Origin of the sequence: Paenibacillus sp. FSL R7-0163, assembly GCF_037969975.1 — a bacterium.
In the GTDB taxonomy this organism is placed as follows: Bacteria; Bacillota; Bacilli; order Paenibacillales; family Paenibacillaceae; genus Paenibacillus_AQ; species Paenibacillus_AQ odorifer.
On the sequence record NZ_CP150224.1, the window covers coordinates 161040 to 180668 of the forward strand.

The window sequence follows — 19629 nt, forward strand, 5'->3', positions numbered from 1 at the left end:
TAGAACAAAGAATGAGTGATGATGTGCAAAAAGTAATTCTTCAGCTGCCGGCTAGCGCAGAGTATGTGGATATTGTTAGGTTAAATTTATATGGTATTGCTTCAAAAATGGGCTTCACCTACGAAGATATTGAAGATATGAAGGTAGCTGTATCAGAGGCGTGTAACAATTCAGTATTGTACGCCTATGGACAACAAGACGGAATGGTTGATGTAATCTTTGAGGTGGGTGAAAGTGCCTTATCCATTACAGTCAAAGACGAGGGGGAGAGCTTTGACGGTTTGGAAGACTCGTCCAGTGAGCGTATGACACTGCATGATAAAGAGTTGAGTGACGTTCAGGTCGGCGGTTTAGGGTTCTACTTAATGCAAGCGTTGATGGATGACGTGAGCGTCGTAAGTGAGGCCGGAAGAGGGACGGTAGTAACTTTGAAGAAGCACCTTAACTTTAGCGAGGAAAAGGTATGAGTGATAAGGTGACTCCCCCCGAGTCCATGAATGAAGCAGTCACCCAAATTTGGGAATATCAGCAGACTAAGGATAATGAACGCGCAACAGTGCTGATACAGAAATATGAGCCTATGGTAAAAATGGCTGCTGGAAAAATTTCTCGCAACCGCCCCGACTTGTATGAGGATTTATATCAGGTCGGGCAAATGGCGCTCATCCGGTTATTACAGCAATATGATATTAGCCTTGGAATCCCTTTTGAGCCCTATGCGATGAAAAGCATGATTGGACATATGAAGAATTTCCTACGTGATAAATCTTGGTACATACAGGTCCCTAGACGGATTAAAGAAAAGGGGGTACTTGTTCAACACGCGATTGACGAACTAACAGTGAAGCTGGAACGTTCGCCTGCGGTGGATGAGATTGCTCATTATCTTGATTTGTCTGTTGAAGAAACTGTAGAAGTACTGGCGGGCAGAGAATGTTATCATTACGTCTCCCTAGACTCGCCCCTTTCTCAAGAGGAGACAGGAGCTACGCTAGGCGAGCTGATCAGCTCTGACGCAAATGATTACGAGACCGTAGAGAAACGTATGGATTTGCAACAAGCACTAGGTCAATTGAAGGAACAGGAGCAGCAGGTGCTGCTGTTAGCGTTCCAAGATGGACAATCCCAGCGGGCGATCGCCCAGAAGCTGGGGGTATCACAGATGAGCGTTTCACGCATACAGAAGCGGGCCACTGAGAAGTTAAAGCAGATTATGGCCAACTCTTCCTATTGAGTTCCTGTATGGGTAGTATACATTTTCGACGATAAGGACATGCCTCTCTCCGCTGACTGGAGACCCGCATGTCCTTTATTTGTATACTATTGTAGACTTATTCCCCCGCTTGTCCGTCCAACCTAGAGGATTAGACGGACAAGCGGGGGAAGCGGTCGATAGTTGGGGAATAGATCGATAGTCTTGCGGTTAGCTATTAGCATCAATGTATTTTTTAATTTCGCCAAGATACTCTCCGATTACTGGAACATTAAGAAAAAGACTAAGAATGTAGCCTAATAAACCAAGGACTACAAATGTTCCGAGAGATAGTCCAAGTCCCCGAGATATACCGGCCATCAGGTTTGTGATGATTCTTTTTTTCGGATCTGAATAGTTGTCGAGAATGTCCTTGAATTCTGATTTTTCCAGTGAGTGAGCGATCTTATCAAGACGACTGTTTAAGCGTTTCACTTCATGTCGCAACTCGAAAGGATGTTCATCAATTTCATAAGGTTTTGTTTGGTTATTTGAATCTGCCATGCGCCATCCCTGCTTTCTATAGCCCTAACGGGCATTAATTGAATGTCTAGTTGTATCTGCTGATGTGAATAAAGGTATAACTAAACAACAGCCAGCTGCGGTCAGCTGGCTGTTGTTTGTTAAAGTGATAGCTGTATGATGCCGCAGATTAGTAATTGGATTTATAGGAGGATTTTACATCCTCTTTCGCATCCTTAGCCTGATTGGCAACCTCTTTAGAGGATGCTTTGGCTTCATCAGCTACGTCTTTAGAGGCGTCTTTAACATCCGAGCTTACATTGCTTGAGGCTTCACTTACAGTGTCACCAATTTTACTTCCAGCCTCTTGAAGAGTGGCGGCAATCTGTTGTTTGCTGTCACTGACAGTGGTATAGATATCAGAGGCTTTATCTGATACCGTACTAGCCAAATCGGTTGCTTTTTCGCCAACTGTTGTCGCAATAGCTTTGGTTTTGTCAGTTACGGCACCAGCAACTTCTTTGGTCTTGTCTGTAGCTAGAGAAAGTTTATCTGACAGATCACTGCGCATTTCACGGCCAGGCTTTGGTGCAAATAGCAGGGCTGCTGCGGCACCAATTAAGCTACCAATAAAGATACCTTTTAATAAGCTGCTTCCGTTCTCTACTTCATGTTCTACGTTACTCATCACCAATCACTCCTTATAATTTATCTTACTTCGTATATAAACTTTGGCGTATGGGCTGAAACAGTTGAAGAGCAAGGGGGAGATTACGGGAGGTTAAGGGAGGATACGGTAACCTAGATGGCTTTAGGTCATATAAACCGCGTTTTTGAGACTTTATCAACATTTGTTTATGCGCAAAAAGAAGGGCGAAGACAGGCTGTGATATGCAGCATATGTCTCCATCCTTCTACGATTGAATTTAGAATGTTACGGATTAATCATTAACGGCTTGGAGTACCGCATAGCCGAATTCAGGCAGATTCAGATACAGCTGGGATGTGGAGGATTCAGTCCGCTTCTGCGTCTTTAGGTTTACCCATATCATGTCTGCCCCGGTTACAGGAATGATGACATCGGCCATAACATCTTCATTATTCAATACGATTATGAATCGGCTTTGTTTGTCCCACCGCTCATATACAAGCAGCTTTGGATAACCCGGAATCTCCAGCGCTTTAAATCCACTGCTCCGGAATGCGGGATGAGATTTACGAAGGCTGATCGTCCAGCGATAGTATTCGAGCAATTCTTGATTCTGTTTCTGGGAGTCCCACTCCATGCATTTTCGGTTGTCCGGGTCGTATCCGCCATCCATGCCGATTTCATCGCCATAATAAATACAGGGTGCTCCCTGAAAGGTCATCTGGAACAAAACGGCCAGCTTTAACTTCCTGATGTCACCGCCACAAAGTGTCAGGAAACGAACTGTATCATGGCTGTCTAGCAGATTAAAGGCGGCTTCCGTAATTTGTTGCGGATAATTCGCTAGCATAGTAGCAACCAACTGAGAGAATTGTGCAGCATTGATCTGTCCGTGGGCGAAAAAATTAATTTGAATATTCGTTAGCGGGTAATTCATAACGGCGTCAAACTGATCGCCAAGCAGCCACGGCAAGGAATCATGCATGATTTCTCCTACGAGATAGGCCTCTGGATTAACGCTTTTGATCGTACTGCGGAATTGCCGCCAGAACGAATGTGAGACTTCATTTGCGACATCAAGCCGCCAGCCGTCTATACCGATTTCCTCGATCCAATAGCGGCCTGCATTCAGTAGATATTCTATGACTTCAGGATTCTCAGTGTTGAATTTAGGCATGATAGGCTCGAATGCAAATGTGTCATAGGTGGGAATTCCGTCGATGACCTGTGGCGGCCACTCGCGTACATGGAACCAATCGGCATAACGCGAAGATTGCCCGTTCGCGAGCAGATCAACAAACGGCGGGAAGGTATGGCCGCAATGATTAAAGACACCGTCCAGGATGACACGGATGCCTTTGGAATGACAGGAGTCCACAAACTCTTTCAGCAATGTGTTGGTGCCAAAATGAGGATCGACCAAGTAATAATCTTCTGTATCGTATTTATGATTGGTGGTTGCCGCAAATAGAGGATTAAAATATATAGCATTGATGCCCAATTCACAGAGATAATCCAAATGATCTAGTACACCCTGCAAGTCTCCTCCGAAGAAATTCCGAGGACTCGGTGTGCCGCCCCATTCGAGTACATCTGTCGGATCGTTGGTGGGATCACCATTCGCGAAACGCTCCGGGAATATTTGATAAAATACTGCATCTTTCACCCAAGATGGAGGGGAGTGCACATCTTCACGATTCAAAAATGGAAAGTCGAACAGACCCTCATATACAACAGCAGGTGGCTCTGGATAAAATCCTTTTTCCAAAAAATAAAGGACTTCGTCTTTGTTATAAAGCGCAAAGTAATACGCGAGTCTGCGGTAAACAGGACGGACGGAGGCTTGCCAGTAATCGAACAAGCCGTCAGAAGCGAGGCGCTGCATTGGAATGACCTCATGCGTTTTGTCCCAGCCAAATTTATCTCCACAGAAAAGGTCGATCTGTGATACGTTGTCCCGCTTAGTTCTTAGGCGAATATGAAGTGTAGACTCATCGTAGGCATATGACCAATTTTGTCCCATACGGTGATAAACGGCTTCCGGTTGAATCATACTCATTTTCCATCCCTTCGGGCATGTAAACGCAAAAAAGGGCCAACCTCATGATTTTCAGAGGTTGAACCCTTGGCGGTTTCATTGCCTTTAAATTTGTCTGCATCTTACCATAACCCTCAAGAGCAAAGCAAGAGGTTATTTCACAATAATTTACAATATGGAATATTTAGTATGTGGTAGGAATAAAGAGAAAATAAGAGAAAAGATAAGATAAACTTTGTTAAACCGTCTTGTTTGGACTTATACCCTGATTGCAATCAAAATTATGGATATTATAGAATGAGGGCGAACGAACTTGATTTTTCATAACACGCATTCAAATTAAAGGCACTGTTACCTGCAAAGGTACAACCTCGGCACTTTGTGCAAATGAGGTTGTACCTTTTTTTATATGCTTTTTTTCAATGCGGGTTAGGTTTAATCACTCATGATCGAAGGGGAGATGAGCAAATGAAGAAGAGTAAACGTTCCAAAATGCAAGCGGTAACATTTAGTTTAGTCCTATGCCTGCTGTTAACTTTGACGGTCACCGCATGCGGTTCTGGCAATGGGAACTCCGCATCAAAGCCGAATTCGAGTCCGAATTCCGCAGTGAACGAGCCGGGGGGAACCACAAATGAGACAAATACCGAAGAGAAAACCACTGATGAGGAAATGAAGCCAGAAGCAGGGGCCAAACTTATGGTCTGGGAAGCCAAGGAGCAGCTTGAATACATGAAGCAGGTAGCTGCTGATTTCGAAAAAGAATATGGTGTTCCCGTCACGGTTGAGGAAATGGCGGGTGGCGATCAAGGCGCAAGACTGGCGACGGATGGTCCGTCTAAACTTGCTGCAGATGTGTTGACTCTGCCCCATGACCAGATCGGGCAAGCCGTAAAAGCAGGGCTGCTTTTGCCAAACGATGTTTTTGAGGAAGAAACCAAATCAACGATGGTGGCAACAGCCGTTCAGGCATCGTCTTATGATGGCATTCTTTACGGTTATCCTAAATCGGTGGAAACCTATGCGCTGTTCTACAACAAGGACCTGATTCCTGACGCTCCTAAAACGTGGGATGATGTGATTGCTTTTGCAGATACGTACAACAATCCGAAGGAAAACAAATTCGCAATCATGTGGGAATTCGTCGGATATTACAGCTATCCGTTTATTGGCAGCTTCGGCGGATATATTTACGGAGACAACAATACGAATTTCAAGGATATTGGATTGAACAATGAGGGCACTATCAAAGGATTTACGTTTCTGCAGAGCCTCAAAAAAATTCTGCCTTTGAATGCAGGAGATATCACTTATGACGTGAAAACCCAATTATTCCAAGAAGGTAAGCTGGCGATGAATATCGATGGGCCATGGTCCATAGCGGCGTTTAAGGAAAATGTTAACCTGGGTGTGGCTCCTCTTCCAAAGGGACCTGACGGTCAAGACAGTCTTTCTTTCTCCGGTGTCAAATCGTATTATGTTAACTCATATACGGAATATCCGGTCGCAGGCCGTTTGTTCGCACATTTTGCAAGCAACAAGGAGAACCAGCTTAAGAACTTTGAGATGACGGGAGCGATTCCTGCGAGTATAGAGGCTGGAGAAGCGCCGGAAATCAAAGATGACCCTATTATTGGCGGATTCTTCGAGCAATTCCAAAATTCCGTTCCAATGCCTTCCGTTTCAGAAATCAAATCCGTCTGGGAACCCCTAAAAGCAGCGTTTGTGTCCCTGTGGAACGACTCGAATCTTGATGTTAAACAGACGCTGGATAAGACTGTAACCACGATTCAGGCCGATCTGGAGTCGAAGTAAAGGGCAGGTGATTTAACCATGAGGAAAAAAACAGGCGCAGCGTTACTCTCGGCTATTATTCCGGGACTGGGCCAGTTCTACAACCGGCAGTGGCTGAAAGGATTGGTATTCCTGCTGGTGGGGTCTGCTGGAATCTTCTATATTGCTAATGATCTGATGGGACATTTGCATGGCTTAATTACGCTTGGGGAATTTCCAAGCCGTATGGTCAAGGTAGGCAAATTAACCCGGATGGTGGAAGGCGACCACTCCATTTTTATGATGATCAATGGGCTAATGGCATTGCTGGCGCTGCTCTTTTATACAGCTTTTCATTTACTGAACATCAGAGATGCATTCCTAGTTGGAGCTGCACGGGACCGGAAAGAGCCCATTCATTCATTCGCTGAATCGCTCAGAGCTATGGGGCGGAGGAATTTTGCCTATCTTGTCCTCGCGATTCCCTTTGTGGCTGTGGTTTTTCTGACGATATTACCACTTGTTTTTTCGGTGCTACTGGCGTTTACGAACTATGCCGACCCGATTTTACCGCCAGCACATCTGGTAGACTGGGTGGGTTTCGGTAATTTTAATAAAATGCTTAGTCTGGATGTCTGGAGTTCCACCTTCGGTGGAGTGCTGACTTGGACCTTGATCTGGGCGGTTATTGCTACTGCGACGACTTACATTGGAGGTGTGCTCATTGCAGTACTTATTCACCAGCCCCGTGTCCGTTGCAAAAAGCTTTGGCGCACACTTCTGATCGTTCCGTTCGCTATTCCCAATATGATTTCTCTGCTCGTCATGCGCAATATGTTCAATAATCAATTCGGACCGATCAATAGTTATTTAAGAGCCTTGGGACTGGAGGGTGTGGCCTGGCTAACCAATCCTTTCTGGGCTAAGGTCACTGTAATTCTGGCTAATATGTGGATCGGCATTCCGGTGACCATGATTCTGGCCTTCGGGGTGCTGACAACAATTCCGAAGGATATGTATGAAGCGGCAGAAGTAGACGGTGCTGGGTCATTTTATAAATTCCGCATGATTACGCTGCCCATGGTATTGTTCGCAACCGCACCTATCCTGATTATGCAGTTTGCCGGCAACATTAACAGCTTTAATGTCATTTATCTAATGACTAACGGAGAACCGGTTAATCCCAACTACCAGTACGCGGGCCACACTGACTTGCTGGTGACTTGGCTTTATAAACTGGCGCTGAACCAGTCGCAGTATAGCTTTGCTTCTGTCATCGGGATTGTCATCTTCCTGATGGTCGCGACATTCTCCATCTGGAGCTACCGGCGGACGCGATCCTTTAAAGAGGAGGATATGATTGCATGAAGCTAAGACTGACGGAAGCGTTAAAAACGTTTGGAAGCCATTTATTGCTGATTGTGCTCAGTTTTATTAGTCTTTTCCCAGCCTTCTGGATTATTATGTCTTCGTTCAAAACAGGAAACAGTTTGTTCAGTGACTCATTGATTCCTAAGAATTTTACCTTTGTTCATTACAAGGAACTGTTTGAGCAAACTAAATATTTGTTATGGTTCATGAATACGCTAAAGATTGCGGCGTTGTCTACGCTGCTCGGCACCTTTTTGCTGCTGCTGACTTCGTACGCCATTTCTCGTTATCGATTTACGGGCAGAAAAACTACACTAACCGCGCTCCTAGTTCTGCAGATGTTTCCGGGATTTATGGCTATGATTGCAGTTTACGTGCTGCTGAACACACTTGGGCTACTGAATTCTCATTGGGCACTTGTGCTCGTATACAGTAGCGGCGCTATTATCACGAATGTTTTTGTGGCTAAAGGTTTTTTTGATACGATTCCTAAAAGCTTGGAAGATGCTGCGCGAATGGATGGGGCGAGCCATATGAAAGTATTCCTTTCTATCATGATCCCGTTATCTAAGCCGATGCTCACCTATGCCAGCCTTATGATTTTCAACGGCTGCTTTGTGGATTTTATATTCGCCGACCTTGTATTGCGCACGGAGGATACAAGAACGCTCGCCGTTGGGCTTTACCGGATGGTGAACCAGAGCAACTCAACCGAGTTTACGTTGTTCGCTGCCGGAGCGGTATTGGTCGCTCTCCCAGTCACGCTGCTGTTCATTTTCCTACAGCGTTTCTTGGTGGATGGCCTTACCGCAGGTGCAAGCAAAGGATAAGGCGAACTGCGCTACCCTTGTGAAGCTACGCTGAATTCGATAAAAACCGCTTTCTACTCAGAGATCAAGGTTCTGAGAAGGAAGCGGTTTTTTATATTTTATCCGGTTTCTATAATCTTCTTGGTGTGGACAGGATTGAAGAATAATGAAAATAGGAGTAGAATTCCTCATGGAACCAACACTTAAGGGAGTTTGTGGAGTACTCAAAAATCCCCGGAGCACGGGGTTATTTTCTAGCATTTATTAAATGTGAATACTAATAAGTCCTTGTGAGTTATAGAGCATCTAGAGAAAAGAGGAGAGATATTTTGGAAACCGTATTAGTACGAGAGTATCGGGCGGATTTGCTGGAATGTGTCCATAGTGGGCATATTGCCATCGTAGGAGAGAACGGAAATTTAAAGGGGTATGCAGGTGATCCGGAATTTGTATCGTTCACCCGTTCAGCTGCTAAACCCCTTCAGGCTATTCCAGGCGTACGTGGGGGGATCGTGGAGCATTACGGCTTTACTCCCGCAGAGGTTGCCCTGATGACCGCCTCTCATCGGGGAGAGAGCTACCATGTTGCTGCGCTAGAGAGCATATCCTCCAAGATTGGCATCGATGAGCAACAAATGATCTGTGCAACGAGTTACCCGCTGGATTATTCCAGCAGGGAGAACGCCATTCGTGGTGCGGGCAAAAGAAAGTTCTATCATAACTGTGCGGGCAAGCACATGGGTATCTTATCTTACAGTAAGCTCAAAGGTTTGCCGCTTGAAGAATACTCACAGCCGGAGCAAACGGTGCAGCGTGAGATTATTGACACCATTGCTTATATGGCTGGTGTGGCCCCAGACAGTATCGGTTTAGGTACGGACGGATGCGGGCTGCCGGTGTTTGCTCTGCCTCTGACCGCCTTGGCGACAGCCTATTTGAAATTAGCCAATCCGGATTTGATTGCAGATGGAGCTACTCGCAAAGCGGTTACTACTATTACAACGGCAATGAATGCTTATCCGGAGATGGTTTCTGGATCTGGTCGCCTTGATTCTATTCTTTTGGAAGATGATAATATTATTGCTAAAGGTGGATTTAAGGGTGTGTATTGCTTCGGTTTACGCCGTGAGCGACTGGGGATTGCCTTCAAGATTCTGGATGGTTCGGAAGAAGAGTGGGGACTTATTGTACAGGGAATTTTAAACCAAATTGGTTATAGTCAGAAAAATACCTTGGAAAAGCTGCGCAATGCATTTTCAGGCGTGATTTACAATGACGGGGGTACACGAGTAGGCCATGCGGATACCGAGTTCAAGCTTAATTTCATAAAGTAGGATCATATAAAAAGAGCCCTTCGACTACAATCCATCTTCTGGATACGCAGCGAAGGGCTTTTTTCTACGAGAAGCGGTGGTCATCTTTAAAGGACGGCAACATCGTTTCTTCTTGTATAGGGAGAACTATTATTTATGACGTAGACGGCCGAGTTCGGAGACGAGTGCTTCCACCTGAGAAATACTCAGTCTGTCGCTGCCCATGGCTACCTCATATACATCATAGATATCTTCATAATGATCTACTGAAAAAGCGGAGGCTTGCATCGCCGCAGCACTGGCCATTTTTAATTTGTTTTTGATAGCCTCGATCATATACTCAACATTTTCCTGACTAGGCTTTGTTAAATCCATTAGGTTAAAACATCCTCTCTGTATACTGATTCATGTATTTTACCATGTTTGGCAGCTTGACCACCATTTTTTTGTCGGGTTCACTGAAATCATGTTAAATTAAAGGCATGAGATCAAAAAATATCATCGAAGGGAGCAAATGTATTGGCAATCAGAGAACAGGGAAGCGGAAAACGCATTAAAATGGACGATGCTGGACTGGTGTCCTTTTTCATGGAAATAGCTGCTCTGCATTCCGCCGAGGAAGTCACGTTTCTTTGTATCGGAACAGATCGATCTACAGGAGATGCACTCGGTCCGTTGACGGGCAGCAAACTTGTGGAACATGGCTTCCGACATGTAATCGGTACGTTGCCGTCTCCTTGCGATGCAGATAATTTGGTGGCCAGAGTGGCTGAGATTCCCTCCGGGCATATTGTAGTTGCGGTAGATGCTTGTCTGGGCCCTCCGATCGCGCTTGGATATTACTTCGTTTCGAGTGAGCCACTGCTGCCTGCACAATCGGTGGGGGCAAATCTTCCAGCCGTAGGTCACTATAGTTTGGCGGCCGTTGTAGATATGAATGGCCCGAAACCTTATCGGACGCTGCAGACTACTCCACTGCATAGAGTGATGGTTATGGCAGAACATATCGCTATAGCGGCAGCAAAAGGATTCGGACTCCAGTAGTACCCATTGGGCACTTAAAAATAAGCCGTCCGTTTCAAGGTGAGCTGTTTTGCTTAATAATAGATATTAGACACATTATCTTAGTATTCTAGAAAGAGGGAAGCAGCCATGGAAAGAGTTCGTTGTGACGGAAGCAATATATGCTACAGTGATCAGGGGAAAGGCGAAGTTATTGTATTGCTGCATGGCTTTTGTGGAAGCGCTGAATATTGGGAACAAGTCATTCCTGTCTTAAGCAGCGGCTACCGAGTGATTGCTCCCGATTTACGTGGTCACGGAGCTTCGGAAGCTCCACTAGGACCTTATAGTATTGAACAAATGGCAGATGATGTTCTGGGTCTGTTAGATTCGCTGGAGATTGCTGAATGCATCATGCTTGGTCATTCGCTTGGCGGATATATTACGCTATCGTTTGCTCAGCGTTATGCTTCTCGATTGAAAGGCTTTGGATTAATTCATTCTACTGCTTATCCAGATAGTGAAGAAGCTAAGGAAAAACGACTGAAGAGTGTCAGCGCGATTCAAAATGAAGGGATTACTCCTTTCGTAGACAGCTTCGTACCAGGCTTGTTTGCTGAAGCAACCGCTTCTGCATCCCCACAGCTGCTGGAGCGCGCTAAAGAAATCGGCTACAAAACGCCTCCACAAGGAGCAGCAGGAGCTGCACTGGCGATGCGTGAGCGTCCAGATCGACGGGATGTAATTACGGCCACTACGTTGCCGGTATTGCTTGTTGCTGGCGAGCAGGATGGATTGATTCCTGCTGAACGAACCTTTACTGCGGATAAGCCAAATGTAACGCAAGCAACGATATCGGGTGCAGGCCACATGAGTCTTTTTGAAGCTCCTGAACGGTTAGCCGAGATCATTAAGGATTTTGTCCAGGCTTCCGTTTTAGATAATAGCCGCGTATAAAAAATCTTCTACAAAGAGGCAGCACGGCGCCATTCTGGCGTGTGCTGCCTCTTTCTTTTAGGGCTATCTAATTATCTGGTATTCTCCTTAACTGGCATAGAATTCGGCAATGGTTTAAGATAAATCAATAGAATAATTTAAGTGGTATGAGTCCTGTAGTTTTTGCTACCACAGTACGGAAAAGGAGGATGTGCATGTTTCGAAGAGACTATATTGTCCGGATGATCGAAGATATGACGGCGATGGTTGCCAAGGTACTTACTCTAAAGCAGGAACGGAAGACGACAGAAGCTTTATGGGAAATCGATGAGCTGTTGAACCGGCATTTTCCGCTGAATTCACGTCTTTTAAATTCACTATCTGTAGAAGATATCATAGATATGTTTCGTTTTGGCGGTGTGGTTGAGTCCGATAAGCTTCAAGGTCTGGCCAAACTGCTGAAGGAAGAAGGCAGTATTTATGCCGCAAATGGCGATAAGGATGCAGCATTATTTAGAAGTATGAGAGCCTTACATTTATATTTGTACGCGGATCTTCACGGTGCAGACCGGGAGCTGCTGCATATGACTCAGGAAATTGATGAACTCTTGCAGGATGTGCAGGCCTATCGGCTCCCGGCTAAAACGGAGCGGCTACTGATGGAGTATATGGAGTCGGTAGGGCGATATAGTAAAGCGGAGGACAGCCTCTACCGGCTGTGGGAGCAGGGAGAAAATGTTGTAATAGAAGGGGATAAGCTATACAATCGACTGCTGCTCAAGTCATCTGCAGAATTGGAACAAGGTACTCTTCCTCTGGAGGAAGTAGAGCAGGGGTTAAAAGAGTGGGGCAGGATAACAGCGATACGAAAGGAATCAGGAACCTGATGAATACGATGAATATCCCTTTATATATTATCGATGCTTTTGCAGAACAGGCTTATTCAGGCAACCCTGCGGCGGTATGTTTACTGGAGCATCCCGTCGATGAAGGTTATATGCAGAAGACAGCAGCGGAAATGAACTTGTCAGAGACAGCTTTTCTCTGGCCAGAGGAAGATGGATATCGCCTGCGCTGGTTTACACCTAAAGTTGAGGTCAAGCTATGTGGTCATGGGACTCTAGCAAGTGCACATGTATTATGGGAGAGGGGACTGCTAGCTCCTGATATGGAAGCAAGGTTCTATACACGCAGTGGGTTGCTCAGAGCTTCTCGTTCAGGAGATTTGATCTCACTGTACTTCCCGCCTTATCAGCTTCAACCCTCTCCTGTAATTTCAGGTCTCGCAGCAGCGCTTGGTATTGCAGAAGCGAATGTGGTGGAAACTATGCGATATGCTGACAATGTGCTTGTACGACTGGATCAGGAAGCACGGGTTCGCGAACTCAGCCCTGACTTCGGAGCTTTATCCGGGCTTGAAGGGAGAGGCTTCGCGGTTACCGCAGAAAGCTCTATCGAAGGTATTGATTGTGTATCACGTTTTTTTGCGCCGAAGGTAGGAGTGAATGAGGATCCGGTAACAGGCTCAGCGCATACTGCACTGGCACCTTTTTGGGCGGATAGACTCAATCGTACGCAGTTGACCGCTTATCAAGCTTCGAAACGTGGAGGTTTGCTTCAGTTAGAGGTAAGTAAAGACCAGATTAAGATGTCTGGGCGAGCATTAACTATAGTTAGTGGAGAGCTGCATGTTAAGCCCTGCTAGAACAAGGAACGACCCTTGTTAACACGTGATATAATGAACGATGATGGTTAGGAGACATAGATTCTCCATTTTTAATCCCGAAAGTGAGATGTGCGTTGTGGAATCTTTAACAGCTCTAATTGAACAACTAATTAACGACCGTACTTTGATTACGGCTACCCTAAGTCAAGTGCGTTATAAAGGCGAAAATTGTACCAAGGTGCAGGTTAAACCTGTTGAACTAAAGGGTAAGCTGCATTATCAGTTTGCGTCCTATATTGGTACAAAGGTAGAACATCGCAACGTACCCGCAGAATTGGCGGCGGAAGAGATATCTCTTTTATTTAGAGAAACATATCGGCAAGGCTTGTTGTGTACAGTAGAAGCCGATTATCAGGTGCTTATTAGCAAAAAATTCAAAGTATCAATCCTAACTAAGTCTCCAAGTAAAAAAGAAGAGCCGGATCTAGCTCACAACCGCCGCAAACGTTATGTGCTGGAGGATGGAGAGCCTGTGCCATTTCTGGTGGAGCTTGGCATCATGAACAAAGAAGGCAAAGTGCTAGCCAAAAGATATGATAAATTTCGGCAGATCAATCGTTTTCTGGAGATGGTAGAGGACGTGCTTGCCGATCTGCCAACCGGCCGACCCTTGACGATTGTGGATTTTGGTTGTGGAAAATCATATTTGACCTTTGCACTGTATCACTATCTGACCGTTCGCAAGAAGCGGGAGCTTAATATCATTGGATTAGATTTAAAAGCAGATGTGATTGAGCATTGTAACGAACTTGCTGCCAAAATCGGTTATGATCACTTGAAGTTCTTCGTGGGTGACATTGCTGAGTACAATGAGCTGGAGCAAGTAGACATGGTGATCACACTTCATGCTTGCGACACAGCTACCGATGCTGCCCTTGAAAAAGCAGTACGTTGGGGAGCGTCTGTAATTTTATCTGTGCCTTGCTGCCAGCATGAATTATTCGCACAAATCGAAAATGAAGTAATGAGCCCTATGCTTTCGCATGGCATACTGAAAGAGCGTTTTTCTGCCTTGGCTACAGATGCCATTCGCGCCAAATTGCTCGACATGATGGGCTATAGCAGCCAGCTGCTGGAATTCATCGATCTGGAGAATACGCCGAAGAACATTTTGATTCGTGCCGTTAAGAGTTCAGCCGGGGACAACTCCGTCAAATGGCGCGAATACACCGCATTCCGCGATTTTCTGGGAGCAAAACCCTACCTCGAACGCGTATGCGCTGATCTGCTTCCCACTGGGAGTTCGGTAGAAGGGTAGAGGATATTAAGGTAGAGAGCGTAAAACGGTAGGACTGTAGCATGGTAGAACGGTAGTACTGTAGAATGGGCACTTATAGGTGCAGGCTATTCGATCAGTTGTACTTTTTACAACTATATAGCTTTTTTAATGGGAAATTGGATAGTACAGCTAGTGCGATCAAATGGTTAGGACGGTACGGCTAGTGTGATCTAATGGTTAGGACGGTGCAGCTAGTGCGATCTAATGGCGAGTTGGTTTAGTTGTACTTTGTGCAACTAAATATGCTCAGAAGCTGCGTTTTAGTGATTTAGTTGCACTTTGTACACTTAAAAACGAACAATACTCCGCATATGGTGGGATTCTCGAAAAACAGTTGCACAAAGTACAATTAAAGTGGAAGTAAGCGGTGAAAGCACGGGATTAGTTGTACTTTTTACAACTGTATAGCTTTTTTTGGATGGGAATTCAGATAGTACAGCTAGTGCGATCTAATGGTTAGGATGGTGCAGTGAGTGCGATTCAATGATGAGGACGGTACGGCTAGTGCGATCTAATGGTGAGTTGGTTTAGTTGTACTTTGTGCAACTAAATATGCTCTGAAGCTGCGTTTTAGTGATTTAGTTGCACTTTGTACACTTAAAAACGAACAATACTCCCCATACCGCGGGATTCTTGAAAAATAGTTGCACTAAGTGCAATTAAAGTGGAAGTAAGCAGCGAAAGCACGGGATTAGTTGTACTTTTTACAACTATATAGCTTTTTTGAATGGGAATTCGGATAGTACAGCTAGTGAGATCAAATGGTTAGGATGGTGCAGTGAGTGCGATCCAATGATGAGGACGGTACGGCTAGTGCGATCTAATGGTGAGGACGGTACGGCTAGTGCGATCTAATGGTGAGTTGGTTTAGTTGTACTTTGTGCAACTAAATATGCTCTGAAGCTGCGTTTTAGTGATTTAGTTGCACTTTGTACACTTAAAAACGAACAATACTCCCCATACGGCGGGATTCTTGAAAAATAGTTGCACTAAGTGCAATTAAAGTGGAAGTAAGCAGCGAAAGCACGGGATTAGTTGTACTTTTTACAACTATATAGCTTTTTTGAATGAGAATTCGGATAGTACAGCTAGTGCGATCTAATGGTTAGGACGGTACCGCTCCTTTGTGGAGAGGTATCGTCTTTTTGCGTTCTAGTCTTGTATAAGGGAAATGTGGAAAGGATAGAGATAAATTAACGAGTACAGGGGTATCTAAATGTGGCGTTTTAAAAAAGACCGGAATCTGGAATCATCAATTGCATATATTTGTGGAGGCTTAGTGATAGCGGCTGGTGTGGGTGCTTGTTTGTTGCGGGGGTTGTTTTTTACTGAGGAGATGTATCCCTTTCTAACCTTATGGTTTGTGCTGTGTTGTGCGTGCTCGCTTTATTATCTTGTTGGGGTTGGTGCATGGAGAAAAAGTGGGGGAGGAGTAGGTGCAGGTGCAGTAAGAGGTTTTACGGGAGTCAATGGGGTTAGTGAAGTTAGTGAAGTTGGTCAAGTTAGTGGAGAAAATAGAGCGTTAAGAATATTATTAAGCGTCCCTTTAATTATTCTATCGCTTTATGTGATTCATTGGTTGTGCGGGCCACTTTCTTCCCAGGGAACTATGAATGAAATGCTGCGGTGGGGCTTGTATGCTAGCTTTGCAATATTGGTTTGTTTTTGTGCGGTGAACCTGGTGGAACGCCGGATTTTAAATGTAACTTGGTCTATGCTGGGTATGACTTTATGCCTGAGCGCTTTATTGGCTGTGTGTGGAGTGGTAAAGTTGCCTTTCGCTGTGGCCTACAGCAATTCATCGGAAGTGAGCGCCACAGGGGTTAGATTAGCAGGATTGATGGAATATCCGAATGCTTTTGGTGCTGTGATGGCTGTTTTTCTGCTGGAACGGCTATTTGCTGTTGCTGTTTATTATGGGGATCCAAAAAAGAGCGCGAATATGTTGGGGGCAAGAAGTGTTGGGCTGGGGATGGAGTGCGCAGATGCGGAACGGAGGAGCAGAGGGGAAGAAGGCGTAGAAGCGGAGCAGGGAAAAGCGGGAAGCACGACCGCCGCGCTGCTGCGCTTGCTGCCGCTGTTCCCGTACACCGCCGCGCTGCTCCTCACCGAGTCGCGCGGCGCATGGCTGACGGCGGCTTGCGCCTGCGCCGCCGTCTTGCTCTGGAAGCGGCAGCTAATCGCGCCGCTTCTTGCTGCTGGCGCCGCGCCCGTGGCCGCCGCGGCGCTACTCTACCGCCAACTGGCCCGTGCCGGGTTGGCGGTAGAGCCAGTGCCCGGCCTGCTGTTGCTGGCCGGGCTTTGGGCCGGCGCGCTGCTAGCCGGCCTATGGCTGTGCCGCCGCCAGCGCGGCGCGGCGGGCACTGCCCGAGCCGCCATGCTGGCATTGGCGGCGGCAGGTTGGACGGCGGCGGGGATCGCCGTCCTCCTGCACGTGCGCGAGCGGATCACCGGACCGTCATCGACGGTATCCGCGCGCGGGCTGTTCTACCGCGACGCCTGGCGGCTAGCGGCAGAGGCACCTTGGCTGGGACGTGGGGGTGAGACTTGGCGGCATTCATACCTTGCCGCCCAATCTCGCCCTTATGTAGGCAGCCAGGTGCATAATGGATACCTCGACATCCTGTTGAACTTAGGATTCGTTGGTCTTGCAGCCATACTCCTTATGCTGTTGGCAGTAGGCTGGCTGCTGGCTACTAAATCGCCGCGGTTGCTGCCGCCGTTTCTGGTCATCGTCTTGCACAGCGTCGTCGATTTTGATTGGAGCTATGGATTATTTTGGCTGCTGCTATTCTGGCTGCCAGCGATTGCTCTGGCTGAGCATAAGCAGAAACATCAATCTGCGTCTACCCACCCTCAGTCTGAGACCAAGCTGCCAACTCACTCCACATCCACGAACCCGCTCACCAATGTCACTACACCAGCGAATCCACTAATCGCTCACTCCACATCCACGAACCCGCTCATCAATGTCACTACACCTGCGAATCCACTAATCGTTCAATCCACATCCACGAACCCGCTCACCAATGTCACTACACCAGCGAATCCGCTAATCGCTCACTCCACATCCACGAACCCGCTCACCAATGTCACTACACCAGCGAATCCACTAATCGTTCACTCCACATCTACGAACCGGCTCACCAATGTCTCTACACCAGCGAATCCGCTAATCGCTCACTCCACATCCACGAACCCGCTCACCAATGTCACTACACCTGCGAATCCACTAATCGCTCACTCCACATCCGCGAACCCGCTCACCAATGTCACTACACCTGCGAATCCACTAATCGCTCACTCCACATCCACGAACCCGCTCACCAATGTCACTACACCTGTGAATCCGCTAATAGTTTACCCTACATCCAAGAATCCGCCCCAAATCCGTCTTCGCCGACTAATCGGAACTGCGGCATGTTGTTTTTCGCTTATGCTGGGGGTGCTATCTTTTCACGCCGCTCAAGGAGAGAAGTTCTATCGACAAGCGATTATGTCGGTGGATCCTTCGGTGAAGGTAGAGCTGCTACAGCAATCGCTGGGTTGGAATCCCCGGTCACCTCGAACGGCTATAGCATTATCTAGGCTGCTCTCGGGTGAACAGAGCGTGAGTCTGCTTCGGCAGAGTCTGTTGTATTCTCCCGAGAATGCCAGCTTAAGCTGGGAGCTGGCTGAAGTATGGATGAGCAGCGACCATCCGGGGGCAGCGTTATATTGGATAGGCCAGAGCCTTAAGCTGGATAAGTACAACAATGCCAAGTGGGTGAAGGCGATTGAAGGGATGCTTCTTATGGGGCAAAAAAAGCTTGCAGAAGGAAAGCGAAAGGAAGGCCTAATCTGTGTCGCCTCTGGGAATGAACTTCTTTTGAAATATAGAAGGTTGGCAGAAGAGGAGGCTAATAAAGGAGGGCAACATAATGACCGCGAGTTCCGAATGACAGAACAAGCCGACGACTTGAGTCGACGGCTTAGTATGTTTGCTTTACGATTTTAGCGGACGTGAAATCATCCAGGAGTAGAGAATGGGCACGATAATTGCAAGTACGAGTGCCGTAATAATAAGAAGCTGAGACAAGGCTCCGCTCAAAAAGGCTCCTGCAAAAATAAGTAGGCCACCGATCATCCACATTATCCCGGATAGGCGATGTGTTTTTCGCCATACCTCGGGGTTGGCGAGCGTCCAGGCTGTACGAACCCCAAACAAGTAATTATCTTTTACCTGTGGCATGTAGTTGCCGAGAGCAATAAACATTATTCCGACAGCTCCTATGGCGATCTTCCCAACGTTTATATCTTTACCTAGACCGTAAGCAATCGACAGCACCAGCATTAGATTAAAAAGCACCCCAATAGCAAGTCTGCTCATGGCATAGGCGTTTTCGAATTTTTTGTAATTTTCCCGCTTAGGATCGATGCTGCGTGTGAACTGCATGATTAGCGGGAGCACAATCCCTAAGATTCCGAACACAAAAATAGCAATATTTTTGTCCCAGTATCTGTTGACCTTACCCGTAATTCCAAACTGTGCTGGTAACTCCTGCGGCAGCTTGCTGTAATTGATCAGAGCGTAGGCTAATGTAGCTAAACCTAATATTACGATGAGGGTATCCTGCCATCTCCATTTGAAATCTTTCATCATTAATCCGCCTCCTTTTTGGAATCGATATCCTGACGTTGCTGCTTTCCGTCCAGCGATTTACTCTCCGTCTCCGTTTGCTTACCTGTACCAGTGAGCTCCAATAACCAACCGAGAACCTCTTCGAGGACTGTGGTGTTTAGCGAGTACATAATAAATTGTCCTTTTCGCTCATCCTGTACCAGATCGGCATGCTTCAGCGCATTCAGATGGTGAGAAATGCTTGGCTTAGACATGTTGAAAAAATCTGCGATTTCACCTGCGGTTCGATCTTTCTCCCTTAGTAACCGAATGATTTGGCGACGGGTAGGATCAGCTAGTGCTTTAAAGGATTCATTCATATTCCACCCTGCCTTTCGATATTTAAATAATTATCTAAA

General features: G+C 46.4%; 18 protein-coding genes. 12 read left to right on the forward strand and 6 right to left on the reverse strand.

Going from position 1 to position 19629, the window contains the following annotated elements; translation table 11 throughout:
* Positions 1–11 precede the first annotated feature (11 nt).
* Together rsbW and NST45_RS00665 are read left to right on the forward strand one after the other, a co-directional pair.
* A complete protein-coding gene (gene rsbW, locus NST45_RS00660; RefSeq protein ID WP_036680217.1) occupies positions 12–467 on the forward strand; it encodes an anti-sigma B factor RsbW in 456 nt (151 codons plus the stop codon).
* The gene (locus tag NST45_RS00665; protein ID WP_076214481.1) at positions 464–1234 is read left to right on the forward strand and encodes a sigma-70 family RNA polymerase sigma factor; all 771 of its coding nucleotides are present in this window, start codon (positions 464–466) and stop codon (positions 1232–1234) included. Before rsbW ends, NST45_RS00665 begins: the two co-directional genes overlap by 4 nt.
* A 189-nt stretch (positions 1235–1423) precedes the next feature.
* Here NST45_RS00665 and NST45_RS00670 read toward each other — a convergent pair whose 3' ends face one another.
* The 3 genes from NST45_RS00670 to NST45_RS00680 form a co-directional block, all read right to left on the reverse strand.
* On the reverse strand, positions 1424–1756 hold the full coding sequence (locus NST45_RS00670; RefSeq protein WP_036680215.1) for a DUF5665 domain-containing protein: 333 nt from the start codon (positions 1754–1756) through the stop codon (positions 1424–1426).
* 148 nt (positions 1757–1904) lie between these two features.
* The gene (locus NST45_RS00675) at positions 1905–2402 is read right to left on the reverse strand and encodes a YtxH domain-containing protein (RefSeq protein ID WP_038573324.1); all 498 of its coding nucleotides are present in this window, start codon (positions 2400–2402) and stop codon (positions 1905–1907) included.
* A gap of 253 nt (positions 2403–2655) precedes the next feature.
* Positions 2656–4416, reverse strand: coding sequence for a glycoside hydrolase family 13 protein (locus NST45_RS00680; RefSeq protein ID WP_076100639.1), 1761 nt, complete (start codon positions 4414–4416; stop codon positions 2656–2658).
* Positions 4417–4869: 453 nt separating this feature from the next.
* Between NST45_RS00680 and NST45_RS00685 the strand changes: the two genes are divergently transcribed.
* The 4 genes from NST45_RS00685 (at position 4870) to NST45_RS00700 (ending at position 9688) form a co-directional block, all read left to right on the forward strand.
* Positions 4870–6216, forward strand: a complete 1347-nt coding sequence (locus NST45_RS00685; RefSeq protein WP_076179349.1) for a maltose ABC transporter substrate-binding protein — start codon at positions 4870–4872, stop codon at positions 6214–6216.
* Positions 6217–6234: 18 nt separating this feature from the next.
* The gene (locus NST45_RS00690; RefSeq protein WP_076100632.1) at positions 6235–7542 is read left to right on the forward strand and encodes a sugar ABC transporter permease; all 1308 of its coding nucleotides are present in this window, start codon (positions 6235–6237) and stop codon (positions 7540–7542) included.
* A complete protein-coding gene (locus NST45_RS00695) occupies positions 7539–8375 on the forward strand; it encodes a sugar ABC transporter permease (RefSeq protein WP_036680210.1) in 837 nt (278 codons plus the stop codon). Before NST45_RS00690 ends, NST45_RS00695 begins: the two co-directional genes overlap by 4 nt.
* A 308-nt stretch (positions 8376–8683) precedes the next feature.
* Positions 8684–9688 carry an asparaginase gene (locus tag NST45_RS00700; protein ID WP_076142227.1) on the forward strand — a complete coding sequence of 335 codons (1005 nt, stop codon included), beginning with the start codon at positions 8684–8686 and terminating at the stop codon, positions 9686–9688.
* 129 nt (positions 9689–9817) lie between these two features.
* Here NST45_RS00700 and NST45_RS00705 read toward each other — a convergent pair whose 3' ends face one another.
* Complete coding sequence (locus NST45_RS00705) at positions 9818–10042, reverse strand: DUF1128 domain-containing protein (RefSeq protein ID WP_036680203.1); 225 nt, start codon at positions 10040–10042, stop codon at positions 9818–9820.
* 144 nt (positions 10043–10186) lie between these two features.
* On the opposite strand from NST45_RS00705, the gene yyaC reads away from it, so the two are divergent.
* The 6 genes from yyaC to NST45_RS00735 all read left to right on the forward strand — a co-directional run bounded on the left by yyaC (position 10187) and on the right by NST45_RS00735 (position 18607).
* Positions 10187–10711 (forward strand): spore protease YyaC, encoded by a 525-nt coding sequence (gene yyaC / locus NST45_RS00710; protein ID WP_249267773.1) that lies wholly within the window; start codon positions 10187–10189, stop codon positions 10709–10711.
* Between the two features lie 108 nt (positions 10712–10819).
* Entirely contained in the window at positions 10820–11626 is an 807-nt protein-coding gene (locus tag NST45_RS00715; RefSeq protein WP_036680199.1) for an alpha/beta hydrolase, read from the forward strand.
* A gap of 194 nt (positions 11627–11820) precedes the next feature.
* Positions 11821–12492, forward strand: coding sequence for a DUF6483 family protein (locus tag NST45_RS00720; protein WP_076100631.1), 672 nt, complete (start codon positions 11821–11823; stop codon positions 12490–12492).
* Positions 12450–13310, forward strand: coding sequence for a PhzF family phenazine biosynthesis protein (locus tag NST45_RS00725; protein ID WP_235219441.1), 861 nt, complete (start codon positions 12450–12452; stop codon positions 13308–13310). Before NST45_RS00720 ends, NST45_RS00725 begins: the two co-directional genes overlap by 43 nt.
* Before the next feature lie 88 nt (positions 13311–13398).
* The gene (locus NST45_RS00730; RefSeq protein ID WP_081384002.1) at positions 13399–14589 is read left to right on the forward strand and encodes an SAM-dependent methyltransferase; all 1191 of its coding nucleotides are present in this window, start codon (positions 13399–13401) and stop codon (positions 14587–14589) included.
* Between the two features lie 1237 nt (positions 14590–15826).
* Positions 15827–18607, forward strand: a complete 2781-nt coding sequence (locus NST45_RS00735) for an O-antigen ligase family protein (RefSeq protein WP_339824559.1) — start codon at positions 15827–15829, stop codon at positions 18605–18607.
* Here NST45_RS00735 and NST45_RS00740 read toward each other — a convergent pair.
* Positions 18596–19252 (reverse strand): SdpI family protein, encoded by a 657-nt coding sequence (locus NST45_RS00740; RefSeq protein WP_076104198.1) that lies wholly within the window; start codon positions 19250–19252, stop codon positions 18596–18598. The genes NST45_RS00735 and NST45_RS00740 overlap by 12 nt on opposite strands.
* Entirely contained in the window at positions 19252–19590 is a 339-nt protein-coding gene (locus tag NST45_RS00745; protein ID WP_051491108.1) for an autorepressor SdpR family transcription factor, read from the reverse strand. The genes NST45_RS00740 and NST45_RS00745 overlap by 1 nt, the downstream gene beginning before the upstream one ends.
* Between the last annotated feature and the right edge of the window lie 39 nt (positions 19591–19629).